The sequence below is a fragment of the Acidovorax sp. GW458-11-26-14-TSB4 genome (assembly GCF_059423865.1).
The window spans coordinates 218,248-232,193 of sequence record NZ_JBWKYR010000004.1 but is presented as its reverse complement, the minus strand read 5'-3'; the positions used below and the strand labels follow the sequence as shown (position 1 = coordinate 232,193).

At 69.2% G+C, this 13,946-nt stretch carries 18 protein-coding genes; 5 read left to right on the top strand and 13 right to left on the bottom strand.

The window, feature by feature from the left end; all coding sequences use genetic code 11:
* The first annotated feature begins 73 nt into the window (after positions 1 to 73).
* A complete protein-coding gene (locus AC07X5_RS11645; RefSeq protein ID WP_409964238.1) occupies positions 74 to 628 on the top strand; it encodes a type 1 glutamine amidotransferase domain-containing protein in 555 nt (184 codons plus the stop codon).
* Between the two features lie 14 nt (positions 629 to 642).
* On the opposite strand, the gene AC07X5_RS11640 is transcribed toward AC07X5_RS11645, so the two are convergent.
* The 4 genes from AC07X5_RS11640 to AC07X5_RS11625 form a co-directional block, all read right to left on the bottom strand.
* The gene (locus AC07X5_RS11640) at positions 643 to 1,713 is read right to left on the bottom strand and encodes an SDR family oxidoreductase (RefSeq protein WP_494770275.1); all 1,071 of its coding nucleotides are present in this window, start codon (positions 1,711 to 1,713) and stop codon (positions 643 to 645) included.
* Between the two features lie 174 nt (positions 1,714 to 1,887).
* Positions 1,888 to 2,799, bottom strand: a complete 912-nt coding sequence (locus AC07X5_RS11635; RefSeq protein WP_494770274.1) for a glutaminase — start codon at positions 2,797 to 2,799, stop codon at positions 1,888 to 1,890.
* 32 nt (positions 2,800 to 2,831) lie between these two features.
* Positions 2,832 to 5,024, bottom strand: coding sequence for a response regulator (locus AC07X5_RS11630; protein ID WP_494770273.1), 2,193 nt, complete (start codon positions 5,022 to 5,024; stop codon positions 2,832 to 2,834).
* A 124-nt stretch (positions 5,025 to 5,148) separates the two neighbouring features.
* The gene (locus AC07X5_RS11625) at positions 5,149 to 5,532 is read right to left on the bottom strand and encodes a response regulator (protein ID WP_409964242.1); all 384 of its coding nucleotides are present in this window, start codon (positions 5,530 to 5,532) and stop codon (positions 5,149 to 5,151) included.
* Between the two features lie 141 nt (positions 5,533 to 5,673).
* On the opposite strand from AC07X5_RS11625, the gene AC07X5_RS11620 reads away from it, so the two are divergent.
* On the top strand, positions 5,674 to 5,970 hold the full coding sequence (locus AC07X5_RS11620) for a hypothetical protein (RefSeq protein WP_409964243.1): 297 nt from the start codon (positions 5,674 to 5,676) through the stop codon (positions 5,968 to 5,970).
* 106 nt (positions 5,971 to 6,076) lie between these two features.
* The gene (locus AC07X5_RS11615; protein WP_494770272.1) at positions 6,077 to 6,289 is read left to right on the top strand and encodes a hypothetical protein; all 213 of its coding nucleotides are present in this window, start codon (positions 6,077 to 6,079) and stop codon (positions 6,287 to 6,289) included.
* Between the two features lie 39 nt (positions 6,290 to 6,328).
* Here the strand turns inward: AC07X5_RS11615 and AC07X5_RS11610 are convergent, their stop codons facing one another.
* The 7 genes from AC07X5_RS11610 to AC07X5_RS11580 all read right to left on the bottom strand — a co-directional run bounded on the left by AC07X5_RS11610 (position 6,329) and on the right by AC07X5_RS11580 (position 10,443).
* Positions 6,329 to 6,475, bottom strand: coding sequence for a hypothetical protein (locus AC07X5_RS11610; protein WP_409964245.1), 147 nt, complete (start codon positions 6,473 to 6,475; stop codon positions 6,329 to 6,331).
* Positions 6,476 to 6,673: 198 nt separating this feature from the next.
* A complete protein-coding gene (locus AC07X5_RS11605; protein ID WP_409964246.1) occupies positions 6,674 to 6,946 on the bottom strand; it encodes a hypothetical protein in 273 nt (90 codons plus the stop codon).
* A 189-nt stretch (positions 6,947 to 7,135) separates the two neighbouring features.
* Complete coding sequence (locus AC07X5_RS11600; protein ID WP_494770271.1) at positions 7,136 to 7,717, bottom strand: hypothetical protein; 582 nt, start codon at positions 7,715 to 7,717, stop codon at positions 7,136 to 7,138.
* Positions 7,718 to 7,910: 193 nt separating this feature from the next.
* Positions 7,911 to 8,072, bottom strand: coding sequence for a hypothetical protein (locus AC07X5_RS11595; protein WP_409964248.1), 162 nt, complete (start codon positions 8,070 to 8,072; stop codon positions 7,911 to 7,913).
* Between the two features lie 204 nt (positions 8,073 to 8,276).
* Complete coding sequence (locus tag AC07X5_RS11590) at positions 8,277 to 8,495, bottom strand: hypothetical protein (protein WP_494770270.1); 219 nt, start codon at positions 8,493 to 8,495, stop codon at positions 8,277 to 8,279.
* A 51-nt stretch (positions 8,496 to 8,546) separates the two neighbouring features.
* Positions 8,547 to 9,023 (bottom strand): MFS transporter, encoded by a 477-nt coding sequence (locus AC07X5_RS11585; protein WP_494770269.1) that lies wholly within the window; start codon positions 9,021 to 9,023, stop codon positions 8,547 to 8,549.
* Positions 9,024 to 9,246: 223 nt separating this feature from the next.
* Complete coding sequence (locus tag AC07X5_RS11580) at positions 9,247 to 10,443, bottom strand: MFS transporter (protein ID WP_494770268.1); 1,197 nt, start codon at positions 10,441 to 10,443, stop codon at positions 9,247 to 9,249.
* A gap of 139 nt (positions 10,444 to 10,582) precedes the next feature.
* Between AC07X5_RS11580 and AC07X5_RS11575 the strand changes: the two genes are divergently transcribed.
* Positions 10,583 to 11,041, top strand: a complete 459-nt coding sequence (locus tag AC07X5_RS11575; RefSeq protein WP_494770267.1) for a winged helix-turn-helix transcriptional regulator — start codon at positions 10,583 to 10,585, stop codon at positions 11,039 to 11,041.
* Between the two features lie 136 nt (positions 11,042 to 11,177).
* Here AC07X5_RS11575 and AC07X5_RS11570 read toward each other — a convergent pair whose 3' ends face one another.
* Positions 11,178 to 12,053 (bottom strand): LysR family transcriptional regulator, encoded by an 876-nt coding sequence (locus AC07X5_RS11570; RefSeq protein WP_494770266.1) that lies wholly within the window; start codon positions 12,051 to 12,053, stop codon positions 11,178 to 11,180.
* A 102-nt stretch (positions 12,054 to 12,155) separates the two neighbouring features.
* Between AC07X5_RS11570 and AC07X5_RS11565 the strand changes: the two genes are divergently transcribed.
* Positions 12,156 to 13,154, top strand: coding sequence for an NAD(P)H-quinone oxidoreductase (locus AC07X5_RS11565; RefSeq protein ID WP_494770265.1), 999 nt, complete (start codon positions 12,156 to 12,158; stop codon positions 13,152 to 13,154).
* A 22-nt stretch (positions 13,155 to 13,176) separates the two neighbouring features.
* On the opposite strand, the gene AC07X5_RS11560 is transcribed toward AC07X5_RS11565, so the two are convergent.
* On the bottom strand, positions 13,177 to 13,944 hold the full coding sequence (locus tag AC07X5_RS11560; RefSeq protein ID WP_494770264.1) for an SDR family oxidoreductase: 768 nt from the start codon (positions 13,942 to 13,944) through the stop codon (positions 13,177 to 13,179).
* Between the last annotated feature and the right edge of the window lie 2 nt (positions 13,945 to 13,946).

The following is a 13,946-nucleotide window of genomic DNA, read 5'->3' as shown; positions in this document are numbered from 1 at the left end:
GCACGGCATGCGCCGCCCGCAAAGTCGGCGCTTGGCCGGGCAATGTCGCCCGGGCCTTATTCAAGGACCGCCCATGCCAAGCAACACCCCTCTCACCGGAAAGACCGTCGCCATCCTCGTTACCGATGGCTTTGAACAGGCCGAGCTCACAGGCCCCCAGCAGGCACTGGAAGCAGCCGGCGCCAAGACCTCCATCATCTCGCCCAAGGCCGGCCAGGTGCAGGGCTACCAGCATGTCGACAAAGCCGACCGCGTTGCCGTGGACCAGCTCCTGACCGATGCCAGCCCCGACGCCTTCGACGCCGTGCTGCTGCCCGGCGGCGTGCACAACGCCGATGCACTGCGCACCGAGGACAAGGCCCGGGCCTTCGTGCAGCGCATTGCGCAGCAGGGCAAGCCCATCGCCGTCATCTGCCACGGCGCCTGGCTGCTGGTGGACGCGGGCCTGGTGCAGGGCCGCACCCTCACCAGCTGGCCCAGCCTGCAGGTGGACCTGCGCAACGCGGGCGCGACCTGGGTGGATGAGGAGGTGCACGTGGACGGCCAGCTCGTGAGCAGCCGCAAGCCCGACGACATCCCGGCCTTCAACGAAAGCTTCAAGAAGCTGCTGGCCGCGCAGGCCGCCTGATCCACCGAGGGCGCTCAGGCACGTCGGCGTGCCGGCGCGGGGCCCGCGCTGCGCCGTTGGTGGACCCGGCTGCCGGCCCAGAGCCCCACGGCCAACCCCGCCAGCGCTGCCAGCCCGGTGGCGAGCACGGCGTCCTCCCTGGCGCGCGCTGCAGCCGCCTGCCTGCCGCCATCGATGGCCGTGCCCCGCGAGGGCTGGAACAGGTTGCCGTCGGACTGCGCTGCCGGCCTGGCGCTGCCCAAGGCCCAGCGGGTCACCCGCTCCATGGCGGCAGCAACCCACTGCGGCGCCAGGGCATGCGCGAGCCGGCCCGGCAAGGCCCCGGCGCCCAGCCAGGTCACCGCCCGGGGGTTGTCCACCAGCGCGACGATGGCACCTGCCACGCGGCGCGGGTCCACCAGCGGAATGCGCGGGTTGATGTTGCTGCCGGTGTAGTTGGCGCCGTGCGACAGGCCCGGCGAATCCACGAAGGTGGGCGCCACGTCGCAGACATGCACCCCGGGCAGGTCGGACACCTCGGCGCGCAGCGCCTCGGACAGCCCGCGCAAACCGAACTTGCTGGCCGTGTAGGCGGCCGCATAGGGCGCGGGAATCCAGCCGCCGACGGAGATCATGTTGACCAGCATGCCGCGCCCGCGCTCGCGGAAGTGGCGCAGCGCCACATGGGCGCCATGCATGTGGCCGAGGAGGTTGGACTCCACCACGCGCCGGTGCGAGGCCAGGGGCGTTTCGTCGAAGCGGCCGATCGCGCCGACACCCACGCCGTTCACCCAGACATCGATGCGACCGTGGTGCCGCAGCGCCGTCTGCGCCAGGCGCTCCACGGCCTCGGCGTCGGTCACGTCCGTGGGCACGCCCAGCGCCGCGGCCGCACCTGCCGTGCGGCACGACATGGCCACCGGGGCCAGGGTGTCCTGGTCGCGCGCCGCCAGCACCAGCCGGGCACCCCGCTCGGCAAACGCAAGCGCCGTGGCGTGCCCGATGCCGCTGGACGCGCCGGTGATGACGACCACGAGGCCGGGGTCGGTGCCAGCGCCCGGCGTACCGGGTGGCTGCAATGCGTTCGGATCTTCTGGGTGGGACATGGCGTTCCTTGTGCTCAGGGGATGGGGTTTGCGATCAGGCCACCCGGTTGTAGTGCGCAAGCGGGAACGGGCGTGTAGGACCGAATGCCATGCGCCAAGATGCCGGCTCCAGGCGGGGCGGCTGAGGGCCTGTCAACACTAATTTCGGGGATCGCGTTGCCCGAAGGGAAGGCCCTAGAACACCGACAGCCCGGTCCGGGCCGTGAACAGCTCCAGCGCGCGCATGCCCAGGAGGGAGTTGCCTGTTCTGTCCAGCGCCGGCGACCAGACGCACAGGCTCAGGCGGTCCGGCACCACCGCCACGATGCCGCCCCCTACCCCGCTCTTGCACGGCAGGCCGATGCGGAACGCGAACTCGCCGGCCGCATCGTAGGTGCCGCAGGTCAGCATGAGCGCATTGATGCGGCGCGTCTGCCGCTCGGTCAGCAGGGGCTCGCCGCCGAAGGGGTGGCGGCCGTCGCGGCACAGGTAGCCGGTGGCGCGCGCCAGCTGCAGGCAGCTCATGCGCACCGCGCAGTGGTGGAAATAGGCATCCAGCACGGTGGCAACATCGTTGTCGATCTTGCCGAAGCTTTTCATGAAGTTGGCCAGCGCGATGTTGCGAAAGCCGGTGTCAGCCTCCGAGGCCGCCACTTCCTCGTCGAAGTGCACCGGCTCGCTGCACAGGCCGGACAGCAGCTGCAGCATGGCGGCCTTGGCGTCGCCCTGGCTCACCAGGCGGTCGGTGACGGCGATCGCGCCGGCATTGATAAAGGGGTTGCGCGGCGTACCCTGCTCGGCTTCGAGCTGCACCAGGGAGTTGAACGGGTTGCCCGAGGGCTCGCGGCCGATCCGCTCCCAGAGCTGGTCCCCGAGCGCGCCCATGCCCAGGGTCAGCGCGAAGAGCTTGGAGATGCTCTGTATGGAAAACGGCACGGCGCCATCGCCGGCGCATGCCTCCTGGCCATCGCAGGTGCGCAGCGCGATGCCGAACTGCGCGGCCGGCACCCGCGCCAGCGCCGGGATGTAGTCGGCCACCTGGCCCTGTGCACCGAGCTGCGGGCGCAATGCCTGGACGATGTCTTCGAGGATGGGCTGGAACTGCATGCGCCGATTATCGGCCCGGGATCGGCCCAGGCTCACCGGCGCTCGGCGCCGCCATCCAGAAGGGCACGCACCCGGCGTGTCATGTCGTCCACCTCGAAGGGCTTGGTCATGATCTCCATGCCGGGCGAGGCAAAGGGCTGCGAGGCCGATATGGTCTCGGCGTAGCCCGTCATGAACAGGATCTTCAGGTCCGGCCGCTCGGCGCTGGCGGCCTCGGCCACCTGGCGGCCGTTGAGCCCCGGCAGCCCGACGTCGGTGATGAGCAGGTCGATGCGGCGCTCTCGCGCGCGCAGCTGGTCCAGCCCCGAAAGGCCGTCGTGCGCCTCCAGCACTTCGTAGCCCAGGTCGCGCAGCACCTCGGCCACCAGCTCGCGCACCAGGGTTTCGTCTTCCACCACGAGGATGACCTCGCCCCGGGACACAGCCGTGGCGGCGGGTGCGGGCAGCGCCTGCGCAGGGCTGTCCCCGGCATGGAGATGGGCCGGCAGGTAGATGCGGACGGTGGTGCCCTGGCCATACTCGCTGAAGATGCGCGCATGGCCTTCGGACTGGCGGGCGAAGCCATAGATCATCGACAGCCCCAGGCCCGAGCCCTCGCCCACGGCCTTGGTGGTGAAGAAGGGCTCGAAGGCGTGGGCCAGGGTCTCGGCCGTCATACCGGTGCCCGTGTCGGTGACCGAGATGCACACGTAAGGACCGGGCTGCACGCCGTGCAGGGCCGCCGCGTAGGCCGCATCGAGTTCGGCGTTGTGCGTCCCGATGACCAGGCGGCCCCCGTCCGGCATGGCATCCCGGGCGTTGATGGCCAGGTTGAGGATGGCGTTTTCGAGCTGGTTCTCGTCGCACAGCGTGGTCCACAGCCCGGGCGCGAGCTGCAGGGCCAGCTCCACCTTCTCGCCGACGGTCTGGCGCAGCAGGTCCTGCATGGACAGCACCAGGGGATTGGCGCGCACCACCTTGGGGCTGAGCGGCTGGCGCCGCGAGAACGCCAGCAGCCGGTGCGTGAGGCCGGCCGCACGCGAGGTGGAGGCCAGGGCCCGCATGACATAGGTGTCCAGGTCGGCCACGGCGCCCTGCCCGATGCGCTTGCGCAGCAGCTGCAGGTTGCCCATGATGCCCTGCAGCAGGTTGTTGAAGTCGTGCGCGATGCCGCCGGTGAGCTGGCCCACGGCCTCCATCTTCTGCGCTTGGCGCAGCGCCTCCTCGTGCAGGCGCAGCTGCTCGGTGCGCTCGGCCACCTGCGACTCCAGGGTGGCGTTGAGCGTCTGCAGCGCGGCCTCGGCCTTGCGGCGCTCCTCGATCTCGCGCTGGGCCGCCTCGAACAGGCGGGCGTTGTCGATGGCGATGGCCGCCTCGGCCGCCAGCAGCGCCACCGAGCGTTCGGAGCGCTCGGTGAACACCGCCGCCTGGGAGTGGCCGAAGAACAGCCCGCCGATCACCTCGCTGGCACGGTTGACCACCGGCACCGCCAGGTAGCTGGTCACGGCCAGGTGGCCGTTGGGCATGCCGTGGTAGGGCGCGCTTTTTCCGTAGCGCGGATCCTGGGTGATGTCATCCGAGCGCACGATGCCCTCGCCCGCGAAGGTGGTGCCGAACACCGCCGTGTTGCGCGGCATGGGAAACTTCTCGAACGCCGCACGCGGCGCGCCCGACAGGGTGTACAGGGTATAGCTCTCGCCGGCTTCGTTCACCAGGTTGTAGAAGAAGGCGCCGAACTGCGCGCCGGTGACCTCCATGCCGGCATCGGTCACGGCCTGCACCACCTTGGCCAGGTCGTTCTCGCGCGCCAGCGTGGCACCGGCGCGGTTGAGCACCTCCAGCGTGCGCTTTTCCTCGCGCAGCGCGTCCTCGGACACCTTCCACTGCGTGCGGTCGCGCAGCACCTTCACAAAGGCCACGGGCGCGGCGGCGGGGTCGGTCACCGGCGTGAGCTCGCCCACGGCCCAGAAGCGCGAACCGTCTGCACGCATGCGCCAGCCCTCATGGCCGCCCCGGCCCTTGGACAGGGCATCGGCCATTTCCTCGGTCACGCGCGCCTGGGGGTTGGTCTCTTCGGGAAAGATGCGCAGCAGCGTCTGGCCACGCATCTGCTCCTCGGTCCAGCCCAGCAACCGCACGGCGCCGGGGTTCCAGCTGAGCACGGCGCCACGGCTATCCAGCGCGATGATGGCCGTATCGGTGGCGCTGTTGATGACGGTGGATAACGCGGCTGCGCTCAGTTGCATGGGGATGTGTCTCTGGTGAACACGTTCTTGCAGGCGGGGATCGGGAAAGGGGCCACTGTAACTGCTCAGCCTGGTTTGAACCACCGGGTGTTCATGGGGTCGGCCGGGCCCATGCGCACCGCCGTCAGCCGGCCTCGGGGTCCGGCAGGCCCATGCAGTGCTCGAAGAACATGTCGAGCTCGGTGGATTTGTCGAACACCCCATCGGCGCCCTGGGCCAGGCAGCGGCGGCGCATGTCGGGCGTGGCATAGTTGGACAGCACGAAGACATGCTGGCCGGGGTTGCGCTGGCGCACGGCCTGCAATACCTCCAGGCCCGAGCCGGCGGCCAGGAACAGGTCCACCACCATCAGGTGCCATTGGCCGCGCCAGCGCTCCATCGCCTCCCGGGCGCCGCTGGCGGTGGCCGCAATGGCGACAACGCGCGCATTGGCCAACTCCTCCAATGCCGGGACCAGGGTCTCACTGATCATTTTGTTGTCTTCGACAAGGATGGTGATGAAAGGCATCGTGGACCGTGCCGGTTACACCGGATACAAGGAAGCTGCCTACAATCTAAGCGCACAGCCGAATCCGGCGTGTAGGCAATCACCCCGCGTGCAGGGGGTGCTACACGATTGTGTGATTTTTTTCACCACAGAGCCTGAAACATGTCCAGCGACACGAAAACGCCCCAGGCACCTGAAATCGCCGATGTCCTGAACCAGAACGCCGAGGCGGCCGAACAGATCAAGGCCACAGCCAGCGAACTGAACGTGGTCCACGCGGTGCTGTCCACCCAGATTCCGCCCGAGGCGCTGGAAGGCGACCTGCAGGCCGCCGTGGAGCGCACGGACGAGTTGGAGCAGCAGCTCAGCGAGACGGCGCAAGCGCTCGAAAAGTCCAACGACCTGCTGCGTGAGATCGGGGCCCGGCAAGGGGAAGCCACGGCAGCCCCCAAGAAGTAGGTAGCGGGCGCTGTCCGCTGCAGGGCGCTGGGTCCGGCGGTGGCATCGTCCTACAGCGGCGCAGCCGGCGCCTGCGCACACTGGGCTTTTGTGCATCGGAGGCACCATGGTCACACACCCATCCCAACCCGGGGGCAAGCCCAGGCCAGACCCTGAGCGCCCCTCCCCCGCGTTCACCGAGACCGATGCAGTGGCAGGCAAGCGCAAACCCGCGGATGCGGCGCCCGAGCGCGGCGACACCGCCCCTTCGGCACCGGCCCCCAATCCGCCGCAATCGGACGTGGACCCAGAGACACCGGCCAGCATCAACGCGCCATGACGGGGCGCCACATCCAGGCCGGGCACCAGCGGCTGGTGATCACAGGGGCGTCAGCGCCTCCGGCAGGCACGACTCATCGTGCCCCACCAGGCGGATCCACATGCCGGTCTTGCGGATGATGATGTAGTCGACGGTGACGACACGGCCTTTGTAGAGAAATTTGGAGCCGGGTTTGTACAGGACCATGGAGCAGGGAGAGGGCAAGTTGCAGGCAGGATGCAGCTGCAGGAATCAGACCTCCGATGGTGCCCGCGCACGCAGCATCGGGTTGTGACAGGCGCGAAAAACCCACTGCTCCGATGGGCTGCTACTTGACGTGCGGCAGCGCGCACTCTCCCCGGCGGTGACCCCCAAGGCGCGAAGCGCCCCAGGGAGTGTGTCACTTCAGTGTTCGCCAAGGGCCATGCCCTGCCCGGGCGCATGCGCGCGCGGTGCCGATGGCGATGCCGACGTCGCAGACATGGACTCCGTGGCCACCACGGGCAGGCGGCTCAGCAGGCTGGCCTTGATCTCCGGACCGGCCATCTTGAAAGCTACTACGGCCGCCACCACCAGCACCGCAACGGTGGCGGCCAGGCCGAACACGCGCGAATCACCCGCGCCGTCTGCGCCCTGCAGCATGCCGTAGTGGCCCGATGTATTGCTCATGGTTTTCATGGGTTTGCTCCTGGCTGTGTTTATGCAGTGAAGTTAACGGCCAGCGGGCGCCCGGGCTGTCGGACAAAAACCATTCCTGGGTGTGGAAAAACCCGCAGCCCCCACGGACCCGTCCAAGCTCTCAATGGCATGAAAAAAGCCGCCTGTAACGGCGGCTTGATGGGTTCTGTTGGGCGTAGACGGAGCTGCTTACATGCGGTTCCAGGGCCACTCACCGCATTTGGATTGTGACACCGTCACATTCGCCAGCCGGCGCATGGAGGTGTCGTCGTAGATGTAGCTCAGGCGCACACCGGCCTGCAGGTCGGGCGCCACGTGCGCATCGCGGCACAGCGTCCCCAGAAGCTCGCGCTCCACCACGGCCTCGAAGTCCGGCCGCACGCCCGCGGGGCTGACCAGGAACTTCACCGTCACATGCCGGCCCGCGTGCGTGGCCGAGGTGGACAGGATGCGCTCGTCGCGCCGTTCGCGGGCGTCGGAGTTGTACTCCTCGGCCAGGCGCCTGGCCCGCGCCTCGGCGCTCATCCGCGGAGTGCGCTCCCCCGGCACACGGGCCATGAGAAAGTTCTCGTCGCACACGCGCAGCGCGATCTGGATGCCCGTGGGTGTGGGCTTGTTGGTGGCGCTGTCGACGCAGCGGTCGTACTGCGCCCGGGCCCGCGGGCCCAGTTCATCGCGCGAACGCAGCGGATAGTCCTGCGCCAGGGCGGCCGTGAACGACAACAGCGCGGCGCCCAGTGCAAGGCCGCGCAGCAAAGGCTCAAAAGTCATGGTGATCTTCGGGATGGCCCCGCCCGTTGTGATGGATAGATCTGGGGTGGAGAGTATGCCCCCAGGCCCTGGCTGCGGGCAAGGCAGCTTGCGCCCGGTTGCAGGCACACATCAGGCAAGGGCCTGAACGCGCCAGGGTTCCGGCGCCCGCTGCCGCACCACGCGAAAGAAAGCAGCCGATGGGCCGGCCCGCTCAGCCTGCGGCCAGCGACACCACGGCCACCAGCAGCATCACGGCCGCTGCGGCCAGCCACATCACGCGCGGGCTGTACTGGCCGAATTCCAGATCCCCGTCGTCCGCAATGCCGGCATCGGCAAAAGACATCTGGCGTTGGAAGGACTTGGTGTTCGGCATGCTCGTGTGCTCCGGTGTGGATGTGTACAAGTAGATGTGTACAAAGGTAGCTGGGCAATCCAGCCGTCCGTGTCAGACAAGTGCCCATCCTCGCAGCAGATCGGGCCCACCGCATTTTTGAAACCCGCCGGAACGTGACATACCGCACGCAAGGCCCTGCCGCAGGCCATCCGCGCACTATCTGGATGCCGCCTGGAACAGGCCCTAGCCGAACTGCTTGCCGCTGTGCTGGCAGACCCAGCCGCGCGCATGGGCGAGTGCCTCGTCCTCGGTGTCGAAAGCCACGTCAGGCGACACGTTGAGCACCTCGCCGCCCGACAGTTCCACGGACACCACGGCCCATTGATCGTTGCGCTGCAGGGTCACCCAGCAGCTGTCGGAGTCACTGCAGCGCAGGCGGTGCTCCGTGGTCACCATGGCCATCGGCATGTCCTCGTGTTCAGGCAGGCACCGCCCACGGGTGCCTGCGCTCGTTCAATCACTGTAGGGCACCCGGCACGGGCCGTCCGTCAGCCAATGCCGACAATTGCAGCGCATGGTGGCACAGCAAGCCTCCGGGTTGCGAGGGTCGCCCAGCATGCCGCCAAGCACCGGCCCGGCGATGAACCCCGCGCCGAACATGGCGTTGAACAGCCCGAAGCGCCGCGCCCGCTGGTCCAGCAGGCTGGGCGCACAGGCCAGCAGCAGGTACCTGGCGCAGGACCCGGCCATCGACAGCAGCAGCACGGGCCGGCGCCCGAGCCGGTCGCTCAGCACACCGAGCACGGGCGCGCACACCAGCTGCATGGCCGCATAGAGCGCGGCCATCACGCCGATGACCGGGGCCACATGGGAGGTATGGGTGACCTGCTGCACCAACGCAGGCAGGATGGGAAACACGAGGCCGATGCCCATGGCATCGAGCGCGACGCACAGGTAGATGGCGGCGAGGGGGCGGTTGCGGAGATTCATGGCGGTCAGGCGTTCCGGTGAGTGCGGGCACGGTGAGGCGCTCGCAACAACAAGGTCCGACGGATGTCGGGGGAAACGCTGGCCGGATCACCCCCTGCGGGGGCCGATGGCGTGTGCGCGGACGATTGCAGGGGGAAGTCTCCACCCGGGACTGCAAACGGCCGTTTTTCGCGGTGTGGGTGCGGATTGCCGCCCGGTTGCCGCCAACGCGCGGGCCAGCGCCTCACGCACGGCACGCACCTGGGGCCCGCGGGCAGGCGCGGCCGCCGGGCCGTGTCACCCACCAGAAGCCCAGTGCGCCCACACTCACCGCGGCCCCCAGCCGGCACACACCCTGCCAGCCCGCATGGGCATAGGTCACCGTGGTCGCCACCGCCCCCAGGCCGCTGCCCACTGCATAGAACAGCATGTACAGCCCCACCAGGCGGCCATGCGCCTCGGGGCGCGAACGCAGCACCAGGCTCTGGTTGGTGACGTGCAGGGCCTGGCCGCCCAGGTCCAGCAGCACAATGCCCAGCAGCAGGGCCCACAGCGACTGGTGCAGCAGCGACAGCGGCCACCACGCCAGCAGCAGCAGTGCCAATGCGGCGACGCTGGTACGCTGGCCATGCCCCTGGTCGGCCCAGCGCCCGGCGCGGGCCGCAGCCAGCGCCCCCACGGCGCCCACCAGGCCGAAGGCGCCGATGGCCGTGTGCGAGTACGCAAAAGGCGGGGCGCTGAGCGGCAGCACCAGCGCGCTCCAGAAGATGTTGAAGGCCGCGAACATCAGCAGCGCCAGCATGCCGCGCACCTGCAGCACCCGGTCCTCGCGCAGCAGCACCCACATCGACATCAGCAGTTGCCGGTAGCCCAGGCCCGCCGATGGGCCGGGCGGCAGCACCGGCAACCGGCGCCACAGCGGCCATGCCAGCGCCAGCATGAGCAGCGCGGCGCAGAGGTACACACCGCGCCAGCCGGCCACATCGCTCACGCCGCCCGCAAAGACACGGGCCAGCAGCAGGCCCGCGAACACGCCGGATTGCGCAGCCCCCACCACCCGGCCCTGCTCATGGGGCGCCGCCGCGCTGGCGGCATAGGCAATCAGCCCCTGGGTCATGGCGGTGCCGCACAGGCCCACGCCCAGCATGCCGGCCAGCAGCAGCGGCGTGGACCGCGCCGCGCCCACGGTGGCCAGCGCCGCCACCAGCGCCAGCAGTTGCACCGCCATCAGGCGCCGTCGCTCCACACGGTCGCCCAGCGGCACCAGCAGCAGCAAGGCCAGCGCACAGCCGACCTGCGTGGCCAGCACCACGCCGCCAATGGCCGCATGGCCGATGCCGAACTCCGCAGCCAGCGTATCCAGCAAAGGCTGCGCGTAGTAGACGTTGGCCACGGCGAGGCCGCTGGCCAGGGCGAACAGGCCCACCAGGGAGCTCGGCATGGCGGGTCGGGGCAAGGCAGAGGAAGAACAAGGCATGGCAAAACCAATCCAGTTGCAAAACAAAACCAGATGGATGGTAGCCAATCAGGTTTTAAAATGCAACCACACTCGCAATTCCCGCAACGCCCAGGAACCACGCATGCCACGCCATGAGCCCGCACCCGCAGCAGCTACCGCCGAACCCTGCCCCGTGGCCCGCAGCCTGAACGCCATCGGCGACCGCTGGTCGCTGCTGATCGTGCGCGACGCCTTCGACGGCCTGCGCCGCTTTGGCGACTTCCAGCGCAACCTGGGCGTGGCGCGCAACATCCTGGCCGACCGCCTGCGCCGGCTGGTGGATGCCGGCATCCTGCAGACCCAGCCCGCGTCGGACGGCAGCGCCTACCAGGAGTACGTGCTGACCCCGCGCGGGGAAACGCTGTTCCCGGTGGTGCTGGCCTTGCGGCAGTGGGGCGAGCAGCATCTGTTCGAGCGCGGTGAACGGCACTCGGTGCTGGTGGAACGGCGCACCGGCAAGCCCGTGCCCTTCATGGCGCCGCGGGCGCGCGATGGCTCGGTGCTGGCGCCGGACGCGACCGAGGTGAAGAAGGTGGCCTAGTGTCCTGAGTTGGAAGCTAGGCGCAAAGCACAGCCATGCCGGGTGGCATGGCGCGCATTTGCAAGGACGCATGGCGGCGATTGTCGGGAGATTTGTTCAACGAATTTCGAACTCGGGACACTAGGGTTGGACTTCGTCAGACAGCCGCGTCCTCCAGCGTCTGGACCAAAAACTCCGCCGTAGCCCGCACCCTGGCCGTGCGCTGCAGGTCGGGGTGCATCACCAGCCAGACCTCGTGGTCGTTCGCGCGGCGGCGCTGCGGCCAGATGCGCAGCAGGCCCTCGCGCTCGCCCAGGTGCACCGGCATCTCGCCCAGGCCGATGCCGGCCGCCACCGCCTTGCGCACCAGCAGGCCCGAGTTGACGGCCATGGCAATGCGGACCTGGCGCGCCGGCACCTCCACCGCCGTGGGGTAGGGCCGCTGCGCCAGAGTGGGGCCGTAGGCCACCAGGTGGTGACCGCGCAGTTCGTCGTCGGGCACGGGCGTGCCAAAGCGCTCCAGATACGCCGCGCTGGCGAACAGGCCCACGGGCCACGACACGACGCGGCGCACCACCAGGTCGGGCGATTCGGGGCGCACGTTGCGAAACGCGATGTCGGCCTGGCGGCGGCTGAGGTTCAGCACCTGGGTAGAGACCTCCAGGTCCACGCGGATGCCTGGCCAGCGCTGCTGCAGGCGATCGATGGCGGGCAGCAGGAAGTCGATGGCGATGGAATCGGAGCAGGTCACGCGCACCAGTCCCGCATGGCTCTCGTCCTGCCCCTCGATGCGGGTGCGCAGGTCCAGCGCCGCCGCCTCCATGCGCCGCGCGGCGCCCAGCGCCGCCTCGCCCGCAGCGGTGAGCTGGTAGCCGCCCTTGGCGCGCAGGAACAGCGTGGTGCCCAACTCGGCCTCCAGTGCCTGCAGGCGCCGGCCCACCGTGGCCTGGTCCACGCCCAGGCTGCGGGCGGCGGCACGCAGTGAAGGATTGCGGGTCAAGGCCAGAAAGATGCGCGTGTCGTCCCAGTTCATGCGATGCAATTTTGCATCACTGCAGCGCAAAAACGCTGCATTTCACAAGCACCATTCCACCCTAAGCTCAGGCCCATCAACGGATTGAAAGCAAGGAACCCCATGCAAGCCATCGTCTTCGACGAGTTCGGCGGCCCCGAAGTGCTCGTGGCCCGCGACATCGCCCGCCCCGAGGTGCGCCCCCATGACCTGCTGGTGCACAACGCCGCCATCGGTGTGAACCGCGCCGACCTCTCGCACCGCAAGGGCGCCTATGGGCGGGCCTACTTCGGCGACTCGGACCTGATGGGCCTGGAGATCGCCGGCACCGTGGCCGAGGTGGGGCCCGAGGTGCAGGGCTTTGCCGTGGGCGACCGCGTGATGGGCATCGTGGGGGGCGGCGCGTATGCCGAGTATTCGCGCATTGACCACCGCATGGCCATGCGCGTGCCAGACAACCTCTCGCTCACCGAGGCCGGCGCCATCGCCGAGGTGTTCGTCACCGCGCACGAGGCCCTGTTCCACCTGGCGCGGCTGCAGCCTGGCGAATCAGTGCTCATCCACGCGGCCGCAGGCGGCGTGGGCTCGGCCGCGGTGCAACTGGCCCACGCCGCCGGGGCGCGCGTGTTCACCACCGCCAGCGCCGACAAGCGCGACGCGGTGCTCGGCTTCGGGGCCGACGTGTTCATCGACTACCGCAGCCAGGACTTCCAGGCCGTGGTCGCGGAGCACACGGGCGGCAAGGGCGTGGACGTAGTGATCGACTTCATTGGCGGCCCCTACCTGGAACGCAACGTGCGCTCGCTCGCCGTGGGCGGGCGCATGACGGTGGTGGGCCTGCTCGGCGGCGCCGGCGAAGCCGCGCAACTGCCCATCGATGTGCTGTTGTACCGCCACCTGCAGATCTATGGCACGGTGATGAAATCGCGCCCGCCCGAAGTCAAGCAGGCCATGACGCAGCGCTTTGCCCAGCGCTGGCTGGGCGCGCTGGCCGACGGCACGCTGCGCCCGGTGATCGACAGCACCTACCCGCTGGCGGATGCGGCCGGCGCACACCGGCGCATGGAGACGGGGTTGAGCGTGGGGAAGATTCTGCTGCGGCCAGATTCACACCGCCCATGACAGCCCATCCCACCCCAGGCGCCTACCGCATCACCAAGCCACCATCGACGAACAGCACCTGCCCGGTCATGAACCCGCTCCAGTCCGAGGCCAGGAACAGCACAGGCCCGGCCACATCCTCGGGCCGGGCGATGCGCCGCAGCGGCGTGGCCGCCATCAGCGATTCGCGGAACGACTCCTGCGTGGACTCGCTGGCCTGCGTGGGGTAGACGAGCCCGGGGGCCACGCAGTTCACGCGGATGCCCAGGGGCCCCAGCTCGGTGGCCAGGTTGCGGCTGAAGGCCACCAGCGAGGCCTTGGCCGTGGTGTAGTCGTGGTAGGCCACCACCGGGTGCTCGACCAGGTTGCTCACGATGTTGACGATGGCGCCCTGCGCGCGCTGGCGCATCTGCGGCAGCACGGCGCGGCAGACGTTGAAGGCACCACCCACCGCACCGTCGAACTGCGCCTGGTAGTCGCTCCACTGCAGGTCGTCGAACAGCGTGCGGTGGCGCGGATCGAAGGCGTAGGGTTTGAAGGCGTTGTTCACCACGATGTCGATGGGGCCGAGCTCGCGCGCCACGGCATCGACCATGGCCTGTACCGCAGGGGCAGAGCCCACATCGGCCTTGGCGGCCCAGGCATCGCCGCCAGCGGCCTGGCAGGCCGCCACCGTGGCGGCAGCAGCCGCATCGTTGGAGAGGTGGTTGATGGCCACCGTCGCACCCTCCCGCGCGAACGCGGTTGCGATGGCGGCCCCGATGCCGCGGCTGGCGCCCGTGACCAGCACCACCTTGCCCTGGAACTTCATGT

What these genes read in the sequence shown, in the direction of transcription:
- AC07X5_RS11625 (WP_409964242.1), bottom strand. Translation starts at nt 5,532, where the DNA reads ATGCCTTTCATCACCATCCTTGTCGAAGACAACAAAATGATCAGTGAG.
- AC07X5_RS11605 (WP_409964246.1), bottom strand. Translation starts at nt 6,946, where the DNA reads ATGAAAACCATGAGCAATACATCGGGCCACTACGGCATGCTGCAGGGC.
- AC07X5_RS11620 (WP_409964243.1), top strand. Translation starts at nt 5,674, where the DNA reads ATGTCCAGCGACACGAAAACGCCCCAGGCACCTGAAATCGCCGATGTC.
- AC07X5_RS11595 (WP_409964248.1), bottom strand. Translation starts at nt 8,072, where the DNA reads ATGCCGAACACCAAGTCCTTCCAACGCCAGATGTCTTTTGCCGATGCC.
- AC07X5_RS11630 (WP_494770273.1), bottom strand. Translation starts at nt 5,024, where the DNA reads ATGCAACTGAGCGCAGCCGCGTTATCCACCGTCATCAACAGCGCCACC.
- AC07X5_RS11575 (WP_494770267.1), top strand. Translation starts at nt 10,583, where the DNA reads ATGCCACGCCATGAGCCCGCACCCGCAGCAGCTACCGCCGAACCCTGC.
- AC07X5_RS11590 (WP_494770270.1), bottom strand. Translation starts at nt 8,495, where the DNA reads ATGGCCATGGTGACCACGGAGCACCGCCTGCGCTGCAGTGACTCCGAC.
- AC07X5_RS11560 (WP_494770264.1), bottom strand. Translation starts at nt 13,944, where the DNA reads ATGAAGTTCCAGGGCAAGGTGGTGCTGGTCACGGGCGCCAGCCGCGGC.
- AC07X5_RS11565 (WP_494770265.1), top strand. Translation starts at nt 12,156, where the DNA reads ATGCAAGCCATCGTCTTCGACGAGTTCGGCGGCCCCGAAGTGCTCGTG.
- AC07X5_RS11570 (WP_494770266.1), bottom strand. Translation starts at nt 12,053, where the DNA reads ATGAACTGGGACGACACGCGCATCTTTCTGGCCTTGACCCGCAATCCT.
- AC07X5_RS11635 (WP_494770274.1), bottom strand. Translation starts at nt 2,799, where the DNA reads ATGCAGTTCCAGCCCATCCTCGAAGACATCGTCCAGGCATTGCGCCCG.
- AC07X5_RS11615 (WP_494770272.1), top strand. Translation starts at nt 6,077, where the DNA reads ATGGTCACACACCCATCCCAACCCGGGGGCAAGCCCAGGCCAGACCCT.
- AC07X5_RS11640 (WP_494770275.1), bottom strand. Translation starts at nt 1,713, where the DNA reads ATGTCCCACCCAGAAGATCCGAACGCATTGCAGCCACCCGGTACGCCG.
- AC07X5_RS11610 (WP_409964245.1), bottom strand. Translation starts at nt 6,475, where the DNA reads ATGGTCCTGTACAAACCCGGCTCCAAATTTCTCTACAAAGGCCGTGTC.
- AC07X5_RS11585 (WP_494770269.1), bottom strand. Translation starts at nt 9,023, where the DNA reads ATGAATCTCCGCAACCGCCCCCTCGCCGCCATCTACCTGTGCGTCGCG.
- AC07X5_RS11600 (WP_494770271.1), bottom strand. Translation starts at nt 7,717, where the DNA reads ATGACTTTTGAGCCTTTGCTGCGCGGCCTTGCACTGGGCGCCGCGCTG.
- AC07X5_RS11645 (WP_409964238.1), top strand. Translation starts at nt 74, where the DNA reads ATGCCAAGCAACACCCCTCTCACCGGAAAGACCGTCGCCATCCTCGTT.
- AC07X5_RS11580 (WP_494770268.1), bottom strand. Translation starts at nt 10,443, where the DNA reads ATGCCGAGCTCCCTGGTGGGCCTGTTCGCCCTGGCCAGCGGCCTCGCC.